The organism is Nocardioides sp. (genome assembly GCF_024509035.1).
Taxonomy (GTDB): Bacteria; Actinomycetota; Actinomycetes; order Propionibacteriales; family Nocardioidaceae; genus Nocardioides.
Genome location: NZ_JANINT010000112.1, coordinates 1 through 20,205, shown reverse-complemented (window position 1 = coordinate 20,205; position 20,205 = coordinate 1). Strand labels below are relative to the sequence as shown.

Genomic DNA, 20,205 nt, shown 5'->3' with positions numbered 1-20,205 from the left:
CCTCAGATCCGTTCGATGATCGTGGCGGTGGCGTGGGCGCCGCCGGCGCACATCGTCACCAGTGCGGTGGACGCGTCGCGCCGCTCGAGCTCGTGCAGGGCCTGGGTGATCAGCCGGGCGCCGGTGGACCCGACGGCGTGCCCCAGGGCGATGGCGCCGCCGTTGACGTTGACGCGGTCGAGGTCGGCGTCGTGCACCTGGGCCCAGGACAGCACGACGGAGGCGAAGGCCTCGTTGATCTCCACGAGGTCGATGTCGCCGAGCTTCATGCCGGCCGCGCGCAGCACGTGCGCGGTGGCGTCGACGGGTCCGTCGAGGTGGTAGTAGGGGTCGGCGCCGACCATGCCGGAGGCGACGATGCGGGCCCGGGGGCGCAGCCCCTCGGCCTCGGCGCGCTCGCGACTCATCAGCAGCACGGCCGCGGCGCCGTCGCTGATCTGCGAGGAGTTGCCGGCGGTGTGGATGCCGTCGGGGACCACGGTCCGAAGCCCCGCCAGCGCCTCGGCACTGGTCTCGCGCAGGCCCTGGTCGCGGGTGACCTCGACGGTCTCGCCGGTCGGGCCGTCCTCGCCGAGGACCGGCGCGGTCACCGGGACGACCTGGGCGTCGAAGCGGCCCTCGGCCCACGCGGCCGCCGCCTTGCGCTGCGACGCGAGGCCCAGCGCGTCGGCCTGCTCGCGGGTGATACCGCGGCGCTGCGCGATCCGCTCGGCGGCGGTGAACTGGTCGGGCAGGTCGATGCTCCACGAGTCCGGCGTGGGCAGCCCGCCGCCGGGGGTGATCGCCGCGCCGAGGAAGACCCGGCTCATCGACTCCACGCCGCAGCCGATGCCGGCATCGACGGCGCCGGAGGCGATCAGGCCCGCGATCAGGTGGACGGCCTGCTGGGAGGAGCCGCAGGCGCAGTCGATCGAGGTGCACGCGGTCGTGGGGGGCAGCCCGGCGTGCAGCCAAGCGTTGCGGGTCACGTTGTTGGACTGCTCCCCCGCCTGGGTCACGCACCCGCCGATGACCTGGCCGACCGTGGCCGGGTCGATGCCCGCGCGGGCGACCACGGCCGTCTGGGCCGCGCCGAGCAGCTCGGCGGGGTGCAGGCCGGCGAGCACGCCGTACCGGCGTCCGACAGGGGTGCGGACCGCCTCGACGATCACGGCCTCGGGCATCGGAGCTCCTTCGGGTCGGGGCGGGTCGGGGTGGCCGCAGGCTAGGCGCCGCCGGGGCGAGGAGGTCCCGCGAAGTCCCACCCAGTCGGACGCCGTACGCCGACGGGCCGCGGACCGGACCTACGGTGCGCTCACCGCCACCACTGGATCGAGGAGACCCGATGAGCAGCAACCACCTGGCCGGCCGCACCGCCGTCGTGACCGGCGCCGGAGCCGGCCTCGGCCGGGCCGAGGCCCTCGCACTCGCGGCCGCCGGCGCCAACGTGGTGGTCAACGACATGGGCCCGGCCGCCGAGGAGGTCGTCTCCGAGATCGAGGCGCTCGGGGTCGGCGCCGTCGCGGTGGTGGGCGACGTCGGCGACTGGAGCATGGGGCAGCGGCTCGTGGACACGGCCGTGGCGAGCTTCGGCAGCCTCGACGTCGTGGTCAACAACGCCGGCATCACCCGCGACACGATGATCTTCAACCTCACCGAGAGCCAGTGGGACGACGTGATCCGGGTGCACCTCAAGGGCCACGCCGCCCTCTCGAGGGCCGCGGCCGTCCACTGGCGCGCCGCGTCCAAGGCGGCGGGCGCTCCGGTCTACGGCCGCGTGGTCAACACCTCCTCGGAGGCGTTCCTCTTCGGCTCCGCGGGCCAGCCCAACTACGCAGCCGCGAAGGCCGGCATCACCGCGCTGACGCTCTCGACCGCGCAGGGCCTCGCGCGCTACGGCGTCACCGCCAACGCGATCTGCCCGCGCGCACGCACTGAGATGACCGCGAACGTCTTCGACGAGGACCCGCACGGCAACGAGCTCGACATCCTCGCCCCGGAGCGGGTCGCCACGTTCGTGACCTGGCTCGCCTCGCCCGCCGCCGCGGCCGTGACCGGCCAGGTGTTCGTCGTGTACGGCGACATGGTCGCGCTGATGGCCGCGCCGACGGTGGAGCGGAAGTTCACCTCGGCCACCGGCGCGTTCACCCTCGCCGAGCTCGACGAGCAGCTGGTGCCGCACTTCGCCGACCGGTCCCCGCACCAGACCTTCGCGGCGTACTCGGTCGCACAGCTGGACACGACCGGCGTGCAGAACATCGCGCGCTGATCGACGACGGCGGCCGCAGGTGGTCAGCCGAAGAACGCCTGGCCGCCGTCGAGGGGGACGGTCGCGCCGGTGAGGTAGCGCAGGTCGGGACCGACCAGCGCGACGACCGCGCGCCCGATGTCCTGCTCGCAGTCGCCGATGCGGCGCATCGGGATCGCGGCGACGAACTCCGCGGCCTCCTCGGGGTTGTTCTCGGTCCACCACTGGAGCCCGGGCGAGAGCGCGTGCGGGGCGATGGAGTTGACCCGGATGCCGTCGGGCGCCCACTCGACCGCCGCGGTGCGGGTCAGCGAGCGCAGCGCCTGCTTGGCGGCGGCGTAGGCGCCGTACGTCGTGGGGTCCCAGCGCACCATCGCCGAGGTCACGAGGTTCACGATCGAGCCGTAGCCCGAGGCCTTGAGGTGGGGGTGGGCGGCCTTCATGAAGGCGAACGCCGCGAACGGGCCGGTGCGGAAGCCCTTCTGGAAGGCGTCGTCGCTGAGCTCGAGGAGCGGTCCGTAGCTGCCGGCGTAGGCGTTGTTGACCAGCACGTCGAGCCGCCCGAAGCGCGCCACGACGGCCTCGACGACGCCGGGCAGCGCGTCGGTGTCGGCGACGTCGCAGGCGAAGGCCTCGGCCTCGACCCCGCGGTCGCGCAGCAGCCCGCAGGTCTCCTCGAGCTTGCGGGCGGTCCGTCCGACCACGGCGACCGAGACTCCTTCGCTCGCCAGCGCGAGGGCGATGCCTTGGCCCACGCCCTGTCCGGCGCCGGTCACCAGCGCCACTCGTCCGGCCAGGGGTCGATCCTGCGTGCTCATGGTCCTCCTCGGTCGTGGCGCGGGGATGCGCGGGCATGCTCAGAAGCGGGACGGTCCGCGCAGGGTGGTCTCGGCGCCGCCGTCGACGTACAGGACCTGTCCGGTGACGTGGGTGAGCGACGGGGACAGCAGGACGCCGACGGCCCGGGCGATGTCCTCGGGCTGGGCGTAGCCGTGCAGGGGCATCGGCACCGCGGCGTCCATGACGGCCTTCATCTGCGGGTCCGCGATGAGGGCGGCGCTCATCGCGGTGAGCACGACGCCGGGGGCGACGACGTTGACGGCGATGCCCGCGTCGGCCCACCCCGGCGCGACGGCGGTACGCCGCGCCCAGCGGGCGAGTGCGGCCTTGGAGGAGGGGTAGAGCTGCTGGGGCCGGCCATCAGAGAGCGCCGCCTCGGCCAGTCCTCGCGCCGCCGGCTCGTCGCCGGCGAGCAGCGCGTCGACCAGGGCGTCGTCGACCGGCTGGGTGCCCGAGATCGAGCCGATGAGCACCACGCGGGGAGCGCTGGCGCCGGCCAGCGCGGGCCGCAGCCCGTCGACGAGCTCGGTCGTGCCGAAGAAGTTCACGCTCGGGAGCGCCACCGAGGGGACCGAGAGCCCGGCGCAGGTCACGAGGCCGTCGACCACGCCGCCCGACTGCTCGAGCACCCCGGCCACGGCGGCCGCACGACCGGCGGCGGTGCCGAGGTCGGCGACCACCTCGGCGTCGCGCAGGTCGACCCCGAGGACCCGGTCGCCGCCCTCCTCGAGCATCGCGCGGACGGCGGCGCCGATGCCCGATGCGGCACCGGTGACGACGACGAGACGGGACATGGGCTGCTCCTGGGATGGGCGGAGAGGTGGTCGGACGGACGGGTGCGACGAGGTCAGGTGTGCGAGCCACCGTCGACGCGCAGCTCCGCGCCGGTCAGGTAGGACGCGTCGTCGGACGCGGCGAAGGCGATCACCCCCGCGACCTGCTCGGGCGTGGCCTCGCCCAGCAGCGAGCGGATGCGGGCGAAGTAGCCGAAGTCGAGGTCGCCCGGCGTGACCGCGGCCGTCAGCGGCGTGGCCACCGTGCCGGGAGAGACCGGGACGACGCGGATCCCGCGGCCGACCAGCTCGGCGGCCAGGCTCAGCGAGAACGCCAGCACCGCGCCCTTGGAGGCGGAGTACGCCGACATGTAGGGGTTGCCGTGCGCGGCGGCGCTCGAGGCGACGTTGACGATGGCCCCGCCGCGGGCGAGGTGGCCGACCGCCTCGCGGCACATCAGGGCGGTGCCGACCAGGTTGACCTCGAACAGCAGGTGCAGGTCGTCGACGCGGAGCGTCTCGATCGGGGTGGTGCGGTGGATGCCGGCGACGTTCACGAGCGCGTCGAGACCGCCCGACCGGGCCGCGGCACCGGCGACCGTCGCGATGACGTCGGGCTCGGAGGTGACGTCGCACGTCGCCGTGGTGATGCGCCCGGGGCCCGTGCACTGCTCCGCCGTCACGGCGAGACCCAGCTCGTCGCGGTCCACGGCGTGGACCGTCGCCCCCTCGGCGACCAGCCGCACGGCCGTGGCCCGACCGATGCCGGACGCGGCACCGGTGAGCAGCACCCGGCGGCCGTCGAAGCGGCCCGCCACCCGCGGGCCCCCCACCGGGATCATCGGGACGCGCCCGCGGCCGCGCGGCCGGCGCGCCTGCCGAAGAAGGTGCCGTCACCCAGCGAGGTGCCGCTGATGTAGCCGTCGCCGTGGATGCCGGAGGTGGAGCGACCCGCGGCGTACAGGCCCGGGATCGGCCGGCCCGCCCAGGTCAGCACCTCGCCGTCGGGCGTCGTGTGCAGTCCCCCGAGGGTGAACCCGGCGACGCCGTCGCCGCTGGCGCCGCTGTCCCGGTCGCCGGGGTGGAAGCCGGCCGCGACGTCGATCGCGGCGTACGGCGCCCGCAGCGGCCGCAGCCACCGCGGGTCCTTGTGGAACCAGGTGTCCTCGCCGCGCTCGGCGTCGCGGTTGTACGCCGCGACCGTGGCGCTCAGCGCACCGTCGGGCATGCCGAGCTCGGCGCCGAGCTCGTCGAGGTCCTCGGCCGCGTGGGTCGGCCGCACGCCCCAGCGCTCCCGCTCGGGCACCTCCTCGAAGGCCGTCTCGTCGACCACGACCCAGTAGGGCGGGGGCTGCGCCTCCACCGCGCGGTGGCTGACGATGCCCGGATAGGTGTCCTCGTTGACGAAGCGCTGGCCGAGGCCGTTGACCACCAACCCCCGCACGGCGAGCGCCGGGAGATAGGTCAACGCGGTCTCGTGGGCGTGCATGCGCCGCGTGGCCGCTCCGACCTCGAGCGCCATCGCGATGCCGCTGCCGTCGTCGAGGCCGTCACTGACCTTGCCCCGCCCGAGCAGCGCGGGCGCGTGCTCGGACAGCATCTGCTCGTTGTCGACGAACCCGCCCGTGGTCAGCACGACCCCTCGGCTCGCGCGGTACTCCACGTCATCGCCGAACCGCCGGGCTCGGACGCCGACGACGACGCCGTCCTCCACGACGAGCTCCGTGGCCCGGGTGTCGGTGTGGGTGACCACCCCGGCGGCGGCCGCGGCCGCGACCAGCGCGTCCATCAGGACCTTGCCGGCGTAGTAGGGCACCGGCCCACGGTGGCCGCGTGGCGCCGGGTCGGCCACGTCGGTGAACGGCCAGCTGTTCTCACCCAGCCACATCAGTCCGTCGTCGGTGGCCGGCATCCAGGTCGGCGCGTCGTACAGGCTCGGCTTGAACGTCACGCCGTGCGCCACGAGCCAGTCGAAGTGCTCGACGGAGCCCTCGCAGTAGTGGCGCAGCTTCTCCGCGTCGGCGTGCGGTCCGAGCGCCGCGGTGAGGAAGGCGAGCATCGCCGCCGGTGAGTCACGGAACCCGCACGCCTCCTGGACCGGCGTGCCGCCGCCCAGGTAGATCTCACCGCCCGAGAGCGCCGAGGAGCCGCCGGGAGCGCTGGCGCGTTCCAGCACCACGACCTCCGCGCCGGCCTCGGCCGCCTCGATCGCGGCGGTCGCGCCGGCGCAGCCGAAGCCGACGACCAGCACGTCGCACGCGACCGGGCCGGGCACCGCTCAGCCCTGTCGGGGGGAGAACGCCGCCAGCGGCTCCGACCCGGACCAGTCGTGGCCCCAGTAGGAGTCCGCGGTGATCTCCTCCGCGGTGTAGTAGGCCTCGTCGACCCGCATGCCCTCGTAGCCGTACTCGAGGTCCCACCCGCCCGGGGCCCGCACGTAGAACGACACCATCTTGTCGTTGGTGTGCCGGCCCAGGGTGGAGGAGATCGAGAAGCCGAGCCGGTGGACCGCGTCGAGCGCGCGACCGACGGCGTCGAGCGAGTCGACCTCCATCATGAGGTGGACCAGGCCCGGCGGCTCGCCGTGCGGGGCCGGGCACACGGCCAGGCTGTGGTGCCGCTCGTTGACGCCCATGAAGCGCACGCGGCGCGGCGCCTGCCCCTCCGGCGGCTGCGGGCCGCCGAGGCGGATCGCGCCGCGCGGGAGGAAGCCGAGCACCTCGGTGTAGAACGAGACGGTCTCGTCCATGGCGGTGGTGGGCAGCACGACGTGGCCCATCCCCTGCTCGCCGGTGACGAAGCGCTGCATCCAGGTGGTGTGCACCGGGCTGTGGTCGAGGACCGGGCCGAAGAACACCTCGACGGGCGTACCGGCCGGGTCCTCGAAGAGGATGCCGGCCTCGACGCGCCGCTCGTCGCACTCGGCCACGGTGAGCTCCTTGACCCCGAAGCCGGCGGCCTCGACGGCGCGGCCGACCCGGGCCAGCGCGAACTGGTCGCGCACCTCCCAGCCGACCGCGAGGACGCGGTCGGCGTCCCCGGGCAGCACGATGAGCCGAGCGGACCGCTCGTCCATGCGCAGGTACAGCCCGTCGGGGTCGGGGCCGGTGCCCTCGGCCAGGCCGAGTGCGTCGACGCTCAGCTCACGCCAGCGCGGCACGTCGGTCGTCTGGACCCGGAGGTAGCCGAGTCCACGGATGTCGGTCATGAGGTCTCCTCAGATCATCGAGAGCAGGGGGCCGGGCGGTGGGGTCACGCCGATGTCGGTGAGCGCCGAGACATGGAAGACGGCGCCGGGCACGTGGATGGCGTGCGCCAGGCCCATGTGGCCGTCGCGCCAGAAGCGCTGGATCGGGTTGTCCATGCGCAGCCCGTTGCCGCCCGAGCGCGCGACGACCTCGTCCATGGCGCGCACCGCGCGCCAGGCCGCGGCCACCTGCGTACGCCGCGACGCCGCCCGGTCCGCGAACGTGACCTCGCGACCCGCCTCGGCGGCGTCGTAGAAGCGGCTGACGTTGTCGAGCATCGCGAGGCGGGAGGCCCGGATCTCCTCGGCGGCGGCGCCGATCGTCGACAGCACGTAGGGGTCGTCGGTGACCTTGGTGCCGGTGACCTGCACGCGGGTCTTCTGGTAGGCCAGGTGGGCGGCGAGCGCGCCCTCGGCGATGCCGATGACCGCGCTGGTGATGCCCAGCGGGAAGGCCGTCGTGAACGGGATGTGGTACGTCGGGTTGGTCAGCCCGGCCTCGCGCGGCTGGGAGCCGTCGAGGAACTTGCTGAACGCGACCACGCGGTTCTCGGGGATGAACGCGTCCTTGACGACGATGTCCTTCGAGCCGGTGCCGCGCAGCCCGACGACGTCCCAGCTGTCCTCGACGATCTCGTAGTCCGAGCGCGGCAGGATCACGTGGTAGTTCTGCGGGGGCATCACGCGGTTGCCGTCGGCGTCGCCCATGAACGCGCCGAGGAAGATCCACTGGCAGTGGTCGGTGCCGGAGGAGAACTGCCAGCGTCCGTTGAAGATGTAGCCGCCGTCGACGGGACGCAGCACGCCCATCGGGGCGTACGGCGAGGCGATCCACGTGTCGTGGTCGGCTCCCCAGATCTCCTCCTGGACGGTCGCGTCGCACATGGCCATCTCCCACGGGTGCACGCCGACGATGCCGGCCACCCACCCGGTGGAGCCGTCGAGCGACGCGATGCGCATCACGGTTTCGGCGAAGTCGCGCGGGTGCGCCTCGGCGCCGCCGTACTTCGCGGGCTGCAGCATGCGGATCACACCGGTGTCGCGGAGCAGCTTGGCGGCCGCGTCGTCGAGCCGGCCGAGCCGCTCGTTGGACTCGGCGAGCGCGGCGATCTCCTCCGCGCGCTCCTCGACGGCCGCGAGAGCGGGGTTGGTCATGGCACCTCCTGGGCGACGCTGGGGACGACGCGAGAGCGACGTGACCTCACGCTCGCACCGGACGGGCCACGGGCGCCGCGCCGTCTCCCGGTCAGCGGGAGAAGCGGGCGGATCAGGCTCCTCTGCCGCACGTCGGGGTCGCCTCCGCGAGGGTCGGCGTCCGCCGAGGCCTGGTCGTCCGGACGTCATACGACCCGATCGCCCGGGCAGCCACCTCGGATGACCTCCGCCGGGCCACCCCGGGGAGGTCATGCGAAGTGGGCGTCCGAGCCGCCAGGAGGTATGACGTCCCGGGGCCGACCACAGCTGGGGGTCAGGCGTCGTAGGAGACCTTGACGACCGGCGAGGTGGCGCGCGCCTGGCAGGACAGGATGATCCCGTCGTCGAGGTCGGCCTGCTCGAGGACCTCGTTGTGCTCGAGGTCGACCGTGCCCTCCTGCAGCACGCAGGCGCACGCGCTGCACGCGCCCTCGCGGCAGGAGAACGGCGCGGGCAGGCCGGCCGCGAGCAGCACGTCGAGGAGCTTCGCGCCCTCCGGCCACGCCAGCGTGGAGACGGCGCCGTCGAGCTCGACGACCAGCTCGGTGGTCTCACCCGCGGGGTCCGCGACGGGCACGGCGACCTCGGCGAACGGGTCGCCGTTCAGGGAGGTGAAGACCTCCTGGTGCACGCGCTCGCGCGGCACCCCGGCCGCGGTCAGCGCCGCGGCAGCCAGCTCCATGAACGGCCCGGGCCCGCACACGAACGCCTCGCGGTCGGCGTACGGCGCCACCAGCGTCCGCAGCCCCGCCGCGGTCGGGAGCCCCTGCACCGACTCCAGCCAGTGCACGACGCTCAGCCGCTCGGGGAACTCCGCGGCCAGGGCCACCAGCTCGGCCCGGAAGATCACCGAGGCCTCGTCGCGGTTGGCGTAGACCAGCACGACGCTGCCCGAGCCGGAGTGCAGCGCGGTCTTGAGGATCGAGAGCACCGGCGTGATGCCGCTGCCGCCGGCCAGGAGCAGGAAGTCGGCGTCGAGGTCGGCGGGCACGAACGTCCCCGCCGGCGGCAGCACGTCCAGCTCGTCGCCGGCGACCACGTGGTCGCACAGCCAGTTGGAGGCGTAGCCGTCGCGGGTCCGCTTGACCGTGACGCTGAGCCGGTCGTCGCGGACCGGCGAGGAGCACAGCGAGTAGCAGCGGGCCGCTCCCCCGGGTCGCTCGCTGGGCACGCGCAGGGTGAGGAACTGTCCGGGCCGGTAGTCCCAGCGGCCTCCGTCGACCGGCTCGAGGACGAGCGTGTGGGCCTCGGCGGTCTCGCGGACCACGTCGACGACGCGCACCGTGGGCATCGCTCAGCCCTGCTGCGCTGCGTGCCGTGCGGCGAGGTAGCCGAACACGATCGAGGGACCGATGGTCGCGCCGGGGCCGGCGTACTCGTTGGCCATCACCGACGCGCTCGCGTTGCCCGTGGCGTAGAGGCCCTCGATGACCGACCCGTCCTCGCGCAGCACCCGGCCGTGCTCGTCGCACACCAGGCCGCCCTTGGTGCCGAGGTCGCCGATCTCGATGCGGATCGCGTAGAACGGCGCCTTGTCGATCACGTCGAGGTTGGGGTTCTTCAGGTTCGGGTCGCCGTAGTAGTGGTCGTACGCCGACCCGCCGCGACCGAAGTCCTCGTCGACGCCGGTGCGCGCGAAGGAGTTGAACCGCTCGACGGTGGCGACGAGGTTGTCCTCGTGCACGCCGATCGCGCGGGCCAGCTCGCGCAGGTCGCCGGCGCGGTGCACCAGGCCCGCCTCGTAGAACGACTTCGGGAACGGGGCGCCGGGCAGGATCTGCGCGAACGGGTAGCGCGACCGGGCGCGGGAGTCCATCACGCACCACGTCTCGAGGTGCTTGCCCTCGAGCTGGTCGTGCACGTAGTTCACGTACGGCGAGGCCTCGTTGGTGAACCGGCGGCCGTCGGTGGAGACGATGACCTGGCCGGGGATGGCGCGCTCGGAGACCAGCGGGATCGTCGCGCCGCTGGGGTGCTCGACGCTCGGCATCCACCAGGCGTCGTCCATGAAGTCGACGGCGGCGCCCAGCCGCAGTCCCTCCAGGATGCCGTCGCCGGTGTTCTCCCGCGCACCCAGGCTGTGGTCGGCCCGGCCGCCCTCGGGCAGGTAGGCCTGGCGCATCTCGGGGTCGTGGTCGAACCCGCCGCAGGCGAGCAGCACGCCGTACCGGCCGCGGATCCGCTGGGTGGCGCCGTCGCGCTCGACCTCGATGCCGACGACCCGGCCGTCCTCGACGACCAGCGCGGTCATCGGCGTGCGCAGCCACAGCGGGATGTCGGCGTCCTTGAGCGCCATCCGCAGCCGGGCGACCAGGGCGCGACCGCCGGTGGCCATGTGGCGGCGGCGCACCACGTTGGAGGAGACCCGCCACGCGGCGACGACCGACTTCCACCGGCCGCGCCAGGTGCGCTTGACCATCGCGAGGTCGCGGTAGTCGGCGGCGGTGATCCACAGCCCCAGCGGGCCCTTCATGCTGTTGGGCCGCTGGAAGCGCTCGTCCTCGCCGAGCTTGCGGGTGTCGAACGGCTTGGGCTCGACGGAGCGGCCGAGCGGTCGGCCGCCGTCGTACTCGGGGTGGTAGTCGGCGTAGCCCTTGGTCCACGCGCACTTCCACCATTTGCTGCGGGCGAGCAGCTCCATGGCCGCCGGCCCGTGGTCGACGTAGGCGTCGAGGCGCTCGGCCGGGACCTTGCCCTGGGTGAGCACGTCGAGGTACCGCCGGATCGACTCCCGGCTGTCGTCGTGGCCGGCCGCGCGCAGCGTCGGGTTGTTGGGGATCCAGATGCCCCCTCCCGAGATGCCCGTGCTGCCGCCGTACATCTTCGCCTTCTCGACCACCAGCGTGGACAGGCCGGCGTCGTGCGCGGCGAGCGCGGCGGTCATGCCGCCGCCGCCCGAACCCACCACCAGGAAGTCGACCTCGTGGTCCCAGCCCTGCTGCGTGCTCGTCACCGCTCAGTCCTTCCTCGTCAAGAACGCGAGCACGACGGCCTCCCAGGCCGACTTCTGCTCGATCATGGCCCAGTGGCCGCAGTTGGGCAGCACGTGCAGCTCGGCGTCGGGGATGGTGCGCATCGGCACCAGCGCCATGTCGAGCGGGCTGACCCGGTCGTCGCGGCCCCAGGTGAGCAGCGTCCGCGCGCGGACCTGGTGGAGCATCGCCCAGTACGGCGGCTCCGAGGACGCCGCAGCCGCCTTGCCCATCCCCTCGAGCGCGGCCCGGCTGTACATCCGGCGGGCGGCCGCGAGCGTGCTCGGCTCGGTCGCCTGCGCCCACCGCTGCTCGATCAGCTCCTCGGTGACCAGGCTGCGGTCGTAGACCATCGAGTTGAGCCACTCCACGAGCCGCTCGCGACTGGGCGCCTCGGTGAACTCCATGAGCAGGTTGAGGCCCTCGCCGGGCGAGGGGCTGAAGATCGCGCGGCCCATGCCGCCGACGGTCACCATCCGGCGCACCCGATCGGGCTGGGCGATCGCGTACCTGGTCGCGACGACGCCGCCCATGGAGTTGCCGATCACGTCGACCCGGTCGAGGCCGAGGCCGTCGAGGAAGCGGTCGACCGACGGGAGCGCCGCGGCCATCGGGTGCTGGTCGGTCGGGTCGCTGACCCCGAAGCCGGGGAACTCCAGGACCAGGCACCGGAAGTGCGGCGCGAACACCGGCAGGTTCGCGCCGAAGTTGCGCCAGCCGGTGACCCCCGGGCCGGAGCCGTGCAGCATCAGCAGCGGTGGCCCGTCCGGGTCGCCGGCCTCGTGGTAGCGCAGCACGCCCGCGTCGGTCGCGAGCTCGCGCAGCGTGGCGTCGTGGGACAGGTCCGCAGGCTCCGGCGGTGTGGTCGTGGCACTCACGCGGTCACGCTAGGTCGGCCGGATCCGGGCGACCGCCGGGCATCCCGATGACCGGGAATGCCCCGACCGCTGACCGGGACCGCCGCGGATCCGGGCCCCCGGGGGCGACGTACGGTCGCGACCATGAGCGACATCAAGGCGATGGACCGGCAGGCCGAGCGAGTGGTGGTCAGCGAGCCCACCCCCGCCGAGATGCGCCGCGCGATGGGCTCCTTCGCGACCGGCGTGACGATCGTGACGGGGTACGACGACGGGCCGGTCGGGTTCGCCTGCCAGTCGTTCGCGTCGGTCTCGCTCGAGCCGCCACTGGTGCTGTTCTGCGCCGACCACCGGGGCCGCGCGTGGCCGCGGATCCGGCGCGCCGGCCGGTTCACGGTGCACGTGCTCGCCGAGGAGCAGGACAACCTGTGCCAGCGGTTCGGCTCCAGCCGGGGCCGCAAGTACGAGGACCTGGACTGGACGCTGTCGCGCTGGGGCACCCCGTCGCTCTCCGGAGTGCTGATGCGGGTGCACGGCCAGGTCGAGGACGTCCACGTCGCCGGCGACCACGACGTGGTCATCGGGCGGGTCCTCGAGCTGGAGACCGACGCGGGCGAGGACCGGCCGATGCTGTTCTTCCGCGGCCGGTTCGGGGTCGACGACCCCGACGCGATGATCGCTCCGAACCTGTGGGGCTGGGGCGAGCACTGGGGTTGAACCCTGGGGTTGAACCCTGGGGTTGAACCCTGGGGTTGAACCCTGGGGCTGAACGCTGGGGCTGAGCCCCGGCCCGGGCCCCGGGTCAGATCGAGCGCAGCGTCCGGCCGCGGCGGGTGCCGAGGTCGGGGTAGAGCTCGAGGGAGATCTGGCGGGCCACGTCGACCACCAGCGGCGCCACGCGCTCCAGCGGCGTGGTGGAGTCGCCGACCAGCGAGATCGCGGCGATCGGGCCCTCGGGCGCGTGGATCGCCGCCGCGACGCAGGCGATGTCGTCGAAGCACTCGCTGCGCTCGATGGCCAGGCCGTTCCGGCTGCGGACCCGGCCGAGCTCGTGGTGCAGCGCCTGCAGGTCGGCCACGGACTTGCCGGTCATCGCGCGCAGCTCGGAGCCGACCCGCTCCTCGACCTCCTCGGCCGCCAGCCACGCGAGCATCGCCCGGCCCAGCGCGGTGCAGTGCGCCGGGGCGTAGCCGCCGACCCGCGAGGGCACCGACGTCGCGAACCGGGCGCCGATCTTGTCCAGGTAGTGCACGCGCCCCTCGTCGAGGACGGCGAGGTGCACGGTCAGGCCGGTGCGCAGCATCAGCGAGTGCAGGTGGGTCGAGGCGACCGCGCGGAGCTCGGAGGTGTCGCTGGCGGCGCCACCGAGCTGCAGCGCTCGCGAGCCCAGGCTGTAGCCGAAGCTGGAGTGCTCGAGCCAGTCGAGCTTGAGCAGCTGGTCGAGGATGCGGTGGGCCGTCGAGCGCGGCAGGTGCGTCACGCGGGCGACGTCCTCGAGGGTGAGGCGCACGGTCCGGCTCGGGAAGGCGTCGAGGATGAGCGTCATCCGCTCGACCATCGACGGCGGGAGCTCGCGGCGCTCGGGGGCTTCGGCGCGGGCGACGGTCATCTGCATCCTCCGACGAAACTGAAATGAATTCTAGGCACGGTGACGGTCGCCACAGTAGCGTCCGGATCGCACCGACGGAAGAGAAAACTGAAATTCATTCTGGGTCGGGTCGACCGCATCGCCCGAGGCCGCCGAGCCTTCCGGTGAGTGGGACCGCGGTGCTCGACGCGCGGGCGAGCGGCCGAGACTCGCACTCTCGCCACCAGCCGCCGCCACCCGGCATCTGCCCGGACGCGCAGGAACGGAGGATCAGATGAGCATCCACCAGGACCACACCGACGATCACACCGACCGTCACGCCGACGAGGTCCGCCAGATCGAGGCGGAGGCCGCCCCCACCCGGTTCGCCCGAGGCTGGCACTGCCTCGGTCTCGAGCGGGACTTCCGAGACGGTCAGCCCCACCAGGTCACGGCGTTCGGCCAGAAGCTGGTCGTCTTCGCCGGCGCGGACGGTCAGGTCAGCGTGCTCGACGCCTACTGCCGCCACATGGGCGGCGACCTGTCCCAGGGCACGGTCAAGGGCAACGAGATCGCCTGCCCCTTCCACGACTGGCGCTGGGGTGGCGACGGCCGCTGCAAGCAGATCCCCTACGCGCGGCGCGTCCCGCTCCGCGCACGCACCCAGGCCTGGCCGACCCTGGTCCAGGACGGGATGCTCTTCGTGTGGAACGACCCCGAGGGCAACCCGCCCCCGGCGGACGTGGTGATCCCGCGCATCGAGGGGTACGGCGACCCCGAGTGGACCGACTGGGTCTGGTACTCCACGACGATCGAGGGCGCCAACTGCCGCGAGATCGTCGACAACGTCGTGGACATGGCGCACTTCTTCTACGTGCACTACTCGTTCCCGACGTTCTTCTCCAACGTCTTCGAGGGCCACACCGCCACGCAGTACATGAAGGGCGTCGGGCGTGAGGACATCCGCCCGACGCGCGCCGCGAGCGGTGCACCGGCCGTGCTCGGCAACTCCTCGGTGGCCTCCTACCACGGGCCGTCGTTCATGATCGACGACCTCACCTACCACTACGACGACGGTGACGTCCCCAGCGTGCTGATCAACTGCCACTACCCGATCGACAGCAACTCCTTCGTGCTGCAGTACGGCGTGATCGTGAAGAAGCAGCCCGGCGTCGACGACGCCCAGGCCGAGGCGATGGCGCGCAAGCAGGGCGACTTCATCCGGCTCGGCTTCGAGCAGGACGTCGCGATCTGGAAGAACAAGGCGCGCATCGACAACCCGCTGCTGTGCGAGGAGGACGGCCCGGTCTACCAGCTGCGCCGCTGGTACGAGCAGTTCTACGTCGACGTCGCCGACGTGACGCCCGAGATGACCGAGCGGTTCGAGTTCGAGATCGACACCACGCGGCCCAACGAGGCCTGGCGCGCCGAGGTCGAGGAGAACCTCGCCCGCAAGCGCGCCGAGTCCAGCCCGGTCTGATGGCGGTCCGCGCCGACAACCGGCTCGACGACGGGCCGATGACGCCGGTGTCCTGCGGCACCTGTGGCGCCGGCGTCGAGGCCCGCAAGAGCAGCTGGGAGCAGACCAGCGTGCAGTGGCACGCCGACGCCGTCGACCGCTGCCTCGAGCGCCGCGCCTCCGGACCCCGGCCCGGACCCAACGGTGGGGCCTTCCCCGGCTGCCAGGCCCTGCGGGAGAGCCTCCGGCAGGCCGCCGTCCGCGGCGAGCTGCCCGTGCAGGACGGTGCCCCGCTGCCGACCAACCCCGACCACCCCGAGGTGAGCCACCCATGATCGACGTCGAACGGCACGGACCCTGGGCGGTGATCGCCGGCGGCTCCGAGGGCGTCGGCGCGTCCTTCGCCACCCAGCTCGCCGAGGCCGGGCTGAACCTGGTGCTGCTGGCCCGCAAGCCCGGACCGCTCGAGGAGACCGCGGCCGCCGCCCGCGCGCTCGGCGCCGAGGTCCGCACCCTCGCGGTCGACCTCACCGCCGCGGACGCCGTCGAGCAGATCGCCGAGGTCACCGCCGACCTCGAGGTGGGCCTGCTGGTGTTCAACGCCGGCGCCAACACCTACGGCCACGAGTTCGTGACCGGCGACCCCGACCGGTTCCAGCAGGTCATCGACCTCAACATCACCGCCCAGCTCGCCCTGGTGCGGCTCTTCGGCGAGCCGATGAGGCAGCGCCGCCGCGGCGGCCTGCTGCTGGTCGGCTCGCTGGCCGGCTTCATGGGCCAGGCACAGATCTCGATCTACTCCGCGGTCAAGGCGTTCTGCCGTGTCTTCGCCGAGGGCCTGTGGCTGGAGATGCGCGAGCACGACGTCGACGTCCTCGAGTTCGTCCTCGGCGTCACCCGCACCCCCGCGATGGCCCGCGCCGGGCTGTCGATGGACATCCCCGGCGTGCACGTCTCCGAGCCCGACGACGTGGCCCGCCAGGCGCTGGCCGCCCTCGGCGACGGACCGGTCCAGGTGGCGGCCGGCAACGAGCGCGCCGTCGAGATGCGCAGCGGCACCGACCGCAGCCGCCTGGTCCTCGGGGCGCACGAGGCCATGAAGAAGATGCTGCCGCCGGCCTCGGCATGAGCGCGTCCACCCCGGGCCTGCCGATCGGCATCGTCAGCCCCATCGTCACCGCGAACCCCGGCGCCCACAGCGGCTGGGAGGGCGGTGCCTCTGTCACCGAGCTGGCGGCGATCGCCCGGACCGCCGACCGGCTCGGCTTCCACCACCTCACCTGCAGCGAGCACGTCGCCGTCCCCACCGCGATCGCCGCCGAGCGCGGCGCGACGTACTGGGACCCCCTGGCGACACTCGGCTTCCTGGCCGCGCAGACCGAGCGGATCCGGCTGGCCACCCAGGTGCTCGTGCTCGGGTACCACCATCCCCTGCAGATCGCGAAGCGCTACGGCACGCTCGACCTCCTCAGCGGCGGCCGGGTCGTCCTCGGCCTCGGGGTCGGCTCCCTGCAGGAGGAGTTCGAGCTGCTCGGGGCGACGTTCGAGGGCCGCGGCGCCGTCGCCGACGACGCGCTCGCGGCGCTGCGGGCGGCCTGGGGCCGCCGGACGCCGTCGTACGACGGCCCGCACTTCTCCTTCGACGACCTCGTCGTGGAGCCGCACGCACCACGCACGGAGGTCCCGCTCTGGATCGGCGGGCGCACCCCCCGGTCGCTGCGCCGCGCGGTCGAGCTCGGGACGGGCTGGGTCCCGTTCGGGCTCGGGCTCACCGCGCTGACCGAGATGCTCGGCTCGGTGGAGACCCCCGACGGATTCGAGGTCGTGCTCTCGGCCGGGCGACCGCTCGACCCGCTGAGCGACGCCGCCGCCACCGCCGAGCGGATCCGCCGGGTGCTGGACGCCGGTGCGACCCTGGTCAGCACCGCGGTGCAGGCGGAGTCCGCCGCCCACTACGAGGAGCAGCTCGAGGCGCTGGCCGCCCTCGGGGAGGAGATCGGATGAGCATCCCTGCCGACCTGGACGAGCGTCTGCAGGTCCTCGAGCGGCGGCTGCGCCGGCTCGAGGACGAGCGCGAGATCGCCGACCTGATCGCCGCCTACGGCCCCCTCGTGGACGCCGGCGCGGCCGACGACGTCGCGGCGCTGTGGACCGAGGACGGCGTCTACGACGTCGACGAGGTCTACCTCGACGGTGGCGACGCCATCCGCAGGATGGTCGAGTCGCGTCATCACCAGGCCTGGATCGCGGGCGGCTGCGCGCACTTCCTCGGCCCGGTCCGGATCACGGTCCACGGCGACGAGGCGGTCGCGATCTGCCACTCGCTCATGGTCGTGCACGGCGAGGAGGGCTTCCAGGTCCGCCGGGCGACCGCGAACCACTGGCAGCTGCGGCGTACCCCGGACGGCTGGCGGGCCACCGTCCGCACCAGCCGGGTCCTGGACGGGCGGACGGAGTCGCCCGCGCTGCTGGCCGCCGGCGCGCGCGGGGAGCGTCCGTGACCGGCGGCTCGGCCGGCGGCCTGACCGGCCGGCTGGCCGGACGGGTCGCCGTCGTGACCGGCGCCGGCGACGGCATCGGGGCGGCTGTCGCGCGTGCGTACGCCGCCGAGGGGGCCCGCGTCGTCGTGGCCGAGCTGAACGAGGAGAAGGGTCGCGCGGTCGCCGCCGAGGTCGATGGCCTCTTCGTGCGCACCGACGTCAGCGCCCGCCCCCAGGTCGAGGCGATGGTCGCCGCCGCCGTGGACGCCTACGGGTCGGTCGACGTCCTGGTCAACAACGCGTGGGGCGCCTCGACGATGTGCCGGGTCGAGGACAAGACCGACGCGATGGTCGACTCGGCCCTCGCCGTCGGCTTCAAGGGTCCGCTGTGGGCGATGCAGGCGGCCTTCCCGCACATGAAGAAGCGCGGATGGGGAAGGGTCGTGAACATGACCAGCCTCAGCGGCGTCAACGCCCACGTCGGCAGCCTCGACTACAACGCCACCAAGGAGGCGCTGCGCACGCTGACGCGCACCGCCGCCCGCGAGTGGGCGCCGACGGGCGTCGTCGTCAACGCGATGTGCCCGGGCGCCAAGAGCGCCGCGTTCCGACGGGTGATGGGCGAGCACCCCGAGCTGGAGGCCGCCGCCGACCGGGGCAACCCGATGGGCCGGATCGGCGACCCGCTCACCGACATCGCGCCGGTCGCGGTGTTCCTCGCCAGCGACGACTGCCGCTACCTGACCGGCAACACCCTCTTCGTCGACGGCGGCGCCCACATCAACGGCGTGGCCTGGCAGCCGGAGCTGCCGTGAGCCCGGCTGTGAGCCCGGAGGTCCACCCGACCTTCGGCCGGCTGGTCGCGGCGCGCGCCGACGACGACGCCCCCGGGCTGTGGTTCGAGGACCGTTGCTGGACCTGGAGCGAGGTGGTGGCCGAGGCCCGGCTCCGCGCCGGTCTGCTCGAGGAGGTGCGCGTCGAAGGCCCCTGGCACGTCGGTCTGGCGCTGGAGAACACCGCCGAGCACCTGTTCTGGCTGTGCGCGGCAGCCCTGGCCGGGGCGACCGTCGTCGGCATCAACCCGACGCGGCGCGGCCCGGACCTGGCTCGCGACATCACGTTCACCGAGTGCCAGCTGCTCGTCGTCGACGACAGCCGCCGCTCGCTGCTGGAGGGGCTCGAGACCGGCGTGCCCGGCGAGCGCGTGCTGCGCGTCGACGACCCGTCGTACGCCGGCCGCCTGGCCGCCGTCAGCCCTCTCGACCTCGACCGGGTCGACGCGGTCGCCCCGAGCACGCCGTACTCGCTGGTCTTCACCAGCGGCACCACCTCGGCGCCCAAGGCGGTGATCTGCACCCAGGCGCGACTCGGCCGGATCGCCGCCCAGCAGGCGGAGCGCCGGTCGCTCACCGCCGCCGACGTCTTCTACGTCGTGATGCCGATGTTCCACTCCAACGCGATCATGGCCGGCATCGCGCCGGCGGTGCGCACCGGTGGCACGATCGTGCTGCGGCGCCGCTTCTCGGCGTCCGGCTGGCTCCCCGACGTGCGCCGCTACGGCGTCACGTTCTTCAACTACGTCGGCAAGCCGCTCAACTACGTACTGGCCACTCCCGAGCGACCCGACGACGCCGACAACCCGCTGCGGATCGCGTTCGGCAACGAGGCCTCCGAGCGCGACATCGCGGCGTTCTCCCGCCGCTTCGGCTGCGAGGTGATCGACTCCTTCGGGTCCAGCGAGGGCGAGATCCGGGTCAACCGCACCCCGGACACCCCGCCGGGGTCGCTGGGGGTCGCGCCGGAGGGCACGGTCGTGCTGGACCCGGAGACGCTCGAGGAGTGCCCCCGGGCCCGCTTCGACGAGGCGGGACTGCTCCTCAACGCCGACGAGGCGGTCGGCGAGATCGTCAACCTCACCGGCGCCTCGCTCTTCGAGGGCTACTGGAACAACCCCGAGGCCGAGGCCGCGCGGCTGCGCCACGGGTGGGTGTGGTCCGGCGACCTGGCCTACCGCGACGAGCAGGGGTTCTTCTACTTCGCCGGCCGCTCGGGCGACTGGCTGCGGGTGGACGGCGAGAACATCGCCACGGCGCCCGTCGAGCGGCTGCTGGCCCGCTTCCCGGCGTTCGCGGCGGTGGCCGTGCTCGCCGTCCCTGACGACGTCGTCGGCGACGCGGTGCTCGCGGTGGCCGAGCTGGTGCCCGGTGCGTCCTTCGACCCCGACGCGTTCACCGCGTTCCTGGCCGCCCAGCCCGACCTCGGCACCAAGTGGGTGCCGCGCCACCTGCGCGTGGTCGACGCCCTCCCCCGCACCGCCACGAGCAAGGTGGTCAAGCGCGACGTCGACACCGCGCTCGGCGCGGACGTGTGGCGCCGCGAGGGGACGTCGTACGGCTACCGGCTGCCGGACTGACGGGGCGCGCCTGGCGGTCGATCCACGCGGCGGCGTGGTCAGGCTGCGTGGGGGTGGTCGGGGTCGATGTGGATGTCGATGGGTGAGTGATAGAGCTCGATGACCATCGGCCGCAGCGGATCCTCTGGGTGCTGGGCGGTCCGGGGCGTGCTGGGGATCCGGCGGGTGCCGGTGTG

20 protein-coding genes are annotated in these 20,205 nt (G+C 73.4%); 9 read left to right on the top strand and 11 right to left on the bottom strand.

The features are described 5' to 3' along the window. Window positions 1-2: 2 nt before the first annotated feature. A complete protein-coding gene (locus Q0L15_RS09340) occupies window positions 3-1,163 on the bottom strand; it encodes a steroid 3-ketoacyl-CoA thiolase (protein ID WP_296603859.1) in 1,161 nt (386 codons plus the stop codon). 161 nt (window positions 1,164-1,324) lie between these two features. On the opposite strand from Q0L15_RS09340, the gene Q0L15_RS09335 reads away from it, so the two are divergent. After that, window positions 1,325-2,248 carry a 3-oxoacyl-ACP reductase gene (locus tag Q0L15_RS09335; RefSeq protein WP_296603858.1) on the top strand — a complete coding sequence of 308 codons (924 nt, stop codon included), beginning with the start codon at window positions 1,325-1,327 and terminating at the stop codon, window positions 2,246-2,248. A 23-nt stretch (window positions 2,249-2,271) separates the two neighbouring features. On the opposite strand, the gene Q0L15_RS09330 is transcribed toward Q0L15_RS09335, so the two are convergent. From Q0L15_RS09330 to Q0L15_RS09290, 9 genes are all read right to left on the bottom strand, one after another. Then, complete coding sequence (locus Q0L15_RS09330) at window positions 2,272-3,045, bottom strand: SDR family oxidoreductase (RefSeq protein WP_296603856.1); 774 nt, start codon at window positions 3,043-3,045, stop codon at window positions 2,272-2,274. A gap of 39 nt (window positions 3,046-3,084) precedes the next feature. Then, entirely contained in the window at window positions 3,085-3,861 is a 777-nt protein-coding gene (locus Q0L15_RS09325) for an SDR family oxidoreductase (protein WP_296603854.1), read from the bottom strand. 53 nt (window positions 3,862-3,914) lie between these two features. Then, window positions 3,915-4,682, bottom strand: a complete 768-nt coding sequence (locus tag Q0L15_RS09320) for an SDR family oxidoreductase (protein WP_296603853.1) — start codon at window positions 4,680-4,682, stop codon at window positions 3,915-3,917. Continuing rightward, window positions 4,679-6,115 carry an FAD-dependent oxidoreductase gene (locus tag Q0L15_RS09315; RefSeq protein ID WP_296603851.1) on the bottom strand — a complete coding sequence of 479 codons (1,437 nt, stop codon included), beginning with the start codon at window positions 6,113-6,115 and terminating at the stop codon, window positions 4,679-4,681. Before Q0L15_RS09315 ends, Q0L15_RS09320 begins: the two co-directional genes overlap by 4 nt. Before the next feature lie 3 nt (window positions 6,116-6,118). Then, entirely contained in the window at window positions 6,119-7,048 is a 930-nt protein-coding gene (locus tag Q0L15_RS09310) for a VOC family protein (protein WP_296603849.1), read from the bottom strand. A gap of 9 nt (window positions 7,049-7,057) precedes the next feature. Continuing rightward, a complete protein-coding gene (locus Q0L15_RS09305; RefSeq protein ID WP_296603848.1) occupies window positions 7,058-8,242 on the bottom strand; it encodes an acyl-CoA dehydrogenase family protein in 1,185 nt (394 codons plus the stop codon). A 313-nt stretch (window positions 8,243-8,555) separates the two neighbouring features. Then, window positions 8,556-9,572: a ferredoxin--NADP reductase gene (locus tag Q0L15_RS09300; protein WP_296603846.1), complete on the bottom strand. Its 1,017-nt coding sequence runs from the start codon at window positions 9,570-9,572 to the stop codon at window positions 8,556-8,558. Window positions 9,573-9,575: 3 nt separating this feature from the next. Next, a complete protein-coding gene (locus tag Q0L15_RS09295; protein ID WP_296603845.1) occupies window positions 9,576-11,234 on the bottom strand; it encodes an FAD-binding protein in 1,659 nt (552 codons plus the stop codon). A gap of 3 nt (window positions 11,235-11,237) precedes the next feature. Further along, window positions 11,238-12,131, bottom strand: coding sequence for an alpha/beta fold hydrolase (locus Q0L15_RS09290; protein WP_296603843.1), 894 nt, complete (start codon window positions 12,129-12,131; stop codon window positions 11,238-11,240). Between the two features lie 123 nt (window positions 12,132-12,254). Between Q0L15_RS09290 and Q0L15_RS09285 the strand changes: the two genes are divergently transcribed. Then, a complete protein-coding gene (locus Q0L15_RS09285; RefSeq protein WP_296603841.1) occupies window positions 12,255-12,827 on the top strand; it encodes a flavin reductase family protein in 573 nt (190 codons plus the stop codon). Window positions 12,828-12,912: 85 nt separating this feature from the next. On the opposite strand, the gene Q0L15_RS09280 is transcribed toward Q0L15_RS09285, so the two are convergent. Next, entirely contained in the window at window positions 12,913-13,719 is an 807-nt protein-coding gene (locus Q0L15_RS09280; protein ID WP_296603840.1) for an IclR family transcriptional regulator, read from the bottom strand. 253 nt (window positions 13,720-13,972) lie between these two features. Here Q0L15_RS09280 and Q0L15_RS09275 point away from each other — a divergent pair, with 253 nt between their 5' ends. From Q0L15_RS09275 to Q0L15_RS09245, 7 genes are read left to right on the top strand one after another with little or no spacing between them, the layout of a single operon-like run. Next, on the top strand, window positions 13,973-15,157 hold the full coding sequence (locus Q0L15_RS09275) for a Rieske 2Fe-2S domain-containing protein (protein ID WP_296603838.1): 1,185 nt from the start codon (window positions 13,973-13,975) through the stop codon (window positions 15,155-15,157). Next, the gene (locus tag Q0L15_RS09270; RefSeq protein ID WP_296603837.1) at window positions 15,157-15,471 is read left to right on the top strand and encodes a hypothetical protein; all 315 of its coding nucleotides are present in this window, start codon (window positions 15,157-15,159) and stop codon (window positions 15,469-15,471) included. Before Q0L15_RS09275 ends, Q0L15_RS09270 begins: the two co-directional genes overlap by 1 nt. Next, window positions 15,468-16,265, top strand: coding sequence for an SDR family NAD(P)-dependent oxidoreductase (locus Q0L15_RS09265; protein WP_296603836.1), 798 nt, complete (start codon window positions 15,468-15,470; stop codon window positions 16,263-16,265). The genes Q0L15_RS09270 and Q0L15_RS09265 overlap by 4 nt, the downstream gene beginning before the upstream one ends. Continuing rightward, complete coding sequence (locus tag Q0L15_RS09260; protein ID WP_296603834.1) at window positions 16,262-17,140, top strand: LLM class F420-dependent oxidoreductase; 879 nt, start codon at window positions 16,262-16,264, stop codon at window positions 17,138-17,140. Before Q0L15_RS09265 ends, Q0L15_RS09260 begins: the two co-directional genes overlap by 4 nt. Continuing rightward, window positions 17,137-17,637, top strand: coding sequence for a nuclear transport factor 2 family protein (locus Q0L15_RS09255; protein ID WP_296603832.1), 501 nt, complete (start codon window positions 17,137-17,139; stop codon window positions 17,635-17,637). The genes Q0L15_RS09260 and Q0L15_RS09255 overlap by 4 nt, the downstream gene beginning before the upstream one ends. Then, window positions 17,634-18,431 carry an SDR family oxidoreductase gene (locus Q0L15_RS09250; RefSeq protein WP_296603831.1) on the top strand — a complete coding sequence of 266 codons (798 nt, stop codon included), beginning with the start codon at window positions 17,634-17,636 and terminating at the stop codon, window positions 18,429-18,431. The genes Q0L15_RS09255 and Q0L15_RS09250 overlap by 4 nt, the downstream gene beginning before the upstream one ends. Beyond that, window positions 18,428-20,029: an AMP-binding protein gene (locus tag Q0L15_RS09245; protein ID WP_296603830.1), complete on the top strand. Its 1,602-nt coding sequence runs from the start codon at window positions 18,428-18,430 to the stop codon at window positions 20,027-20,029. Before Q0L15_RS09250 ends, Q0L15_RS09245 begins: the two co-directional genes overlap by 4 nt. The last annotated feature ends 176 nt before the right edge of the window (window positions 20,030-20,205 follow it).

Bases quoted from the DNA above. Each gene is read 5' to 3' on its own strand.
- Q0L15_RS09340 (WP_296603859.1), bottom strand. From the start codon at position 1,163: ATGCCCGAGGCCGTGATCGTCGAGGCGGTCCGCACCCCTGTCGGACGC.
- Q0L15_RS09335 (WP_296603858.1), top strand. From the start codon at position 1,325: ATGAGCAGCAACCACCTGGCCGGCCGCACCGCCGTCGTGACCGGCGCC.
- Q0L15_RS09330 (WP_296603856.1), bottom strand. From the start codon at position 3,045: ATGAGCACGCAGGATCGACCCCTGGCCGGACGAGTGGCGCTGGTGACC.
- Q0L15_RS09325 (WP_296603854.1), bottom strand. From the start codon at position 3,861: ATGTCCCGTCTCGTCGTCGTCACCGGTGCCGCATCGGGCATCGGCGCC.
- Q0L15_RS09320 (WP_296603853.1), bottom strand. From the start codon at position 4,682: ATGATCCCGGTGGGGGGCCCGCGGGTGGCGGGCCGCTTCGACGGCCGC.
- Q0L15_RS09310 (WP_296603849.1), bottom strand. From the start codon at position 7,048: ATGACCGACATCCGTGGACTCGGCTACCTCCGGGTCCAGACGACCGAC.
- Q0L15_RS09305 (WP_296603848.1), bottom strand. From the start codon at position 8,242: ATGACCAACCCCGCTCTCGCGGCCGTCGAGGAGCGCGCGGAGGAGATC.
- Q0L15_RS09300 (WP_296603846.1), bottom strand. From the start codon at position 9,572: ATGCCCACGGTGCGCGTCGTCGACGTGGTCCGCGAGACCGCCGAGGCC.
- Q0L15_RS09285 (WP_296603841.1), top strand. From the start codon at position 12,255: ATGAGCGACATCAAGGCGATGGACCGGCAGGCCGAGCGAGTGGTGGTC.
- Q0L15_RS09280 (WP_296603840.1), bottom strand. From the start codon at position 13,719: ATGACCGTCGCCCGCGCCGAAGCCCCCGAGCGCCGCGAGCTCCCGCCG.
- Q0L15_RS09275 (WP_296603838.1), top strand. From the start codon at position 13,973: ATGAGCATCCACCAGGACCACACCGACGATCACACCGACCGTCACGCC.
- Q0L15_RS09270 (WP_296603837.1), top strand. From the start codon at position 15,157: ATGGCGGTCCGCGCCGACAACCGGCTCGACGACGGGCCGATGACGCCG.
- Q0L15_RS09265 (WP_296603836.1), top strand. From the start codon at position 15,468: ATGATCGACGTCGAACGGCACGGACCCTGGGCGGTGATCGCCGGCGGC.
- Q0L15_RS09260 (WP_296603834.1), top strand. From the start codon at position 16,262: ATGAGCGCGTCCACCCCGGGCCTGCCGATCGGCATCGTCAGCCCCATC.
- Q0L15_RS09255 (WP_296603832.1), top strand. From the start codon at position 17,137: ATGAGCATCCCTGCCGACCTGGACGAGCGTCTGCAGGTCCTCGAGCGG.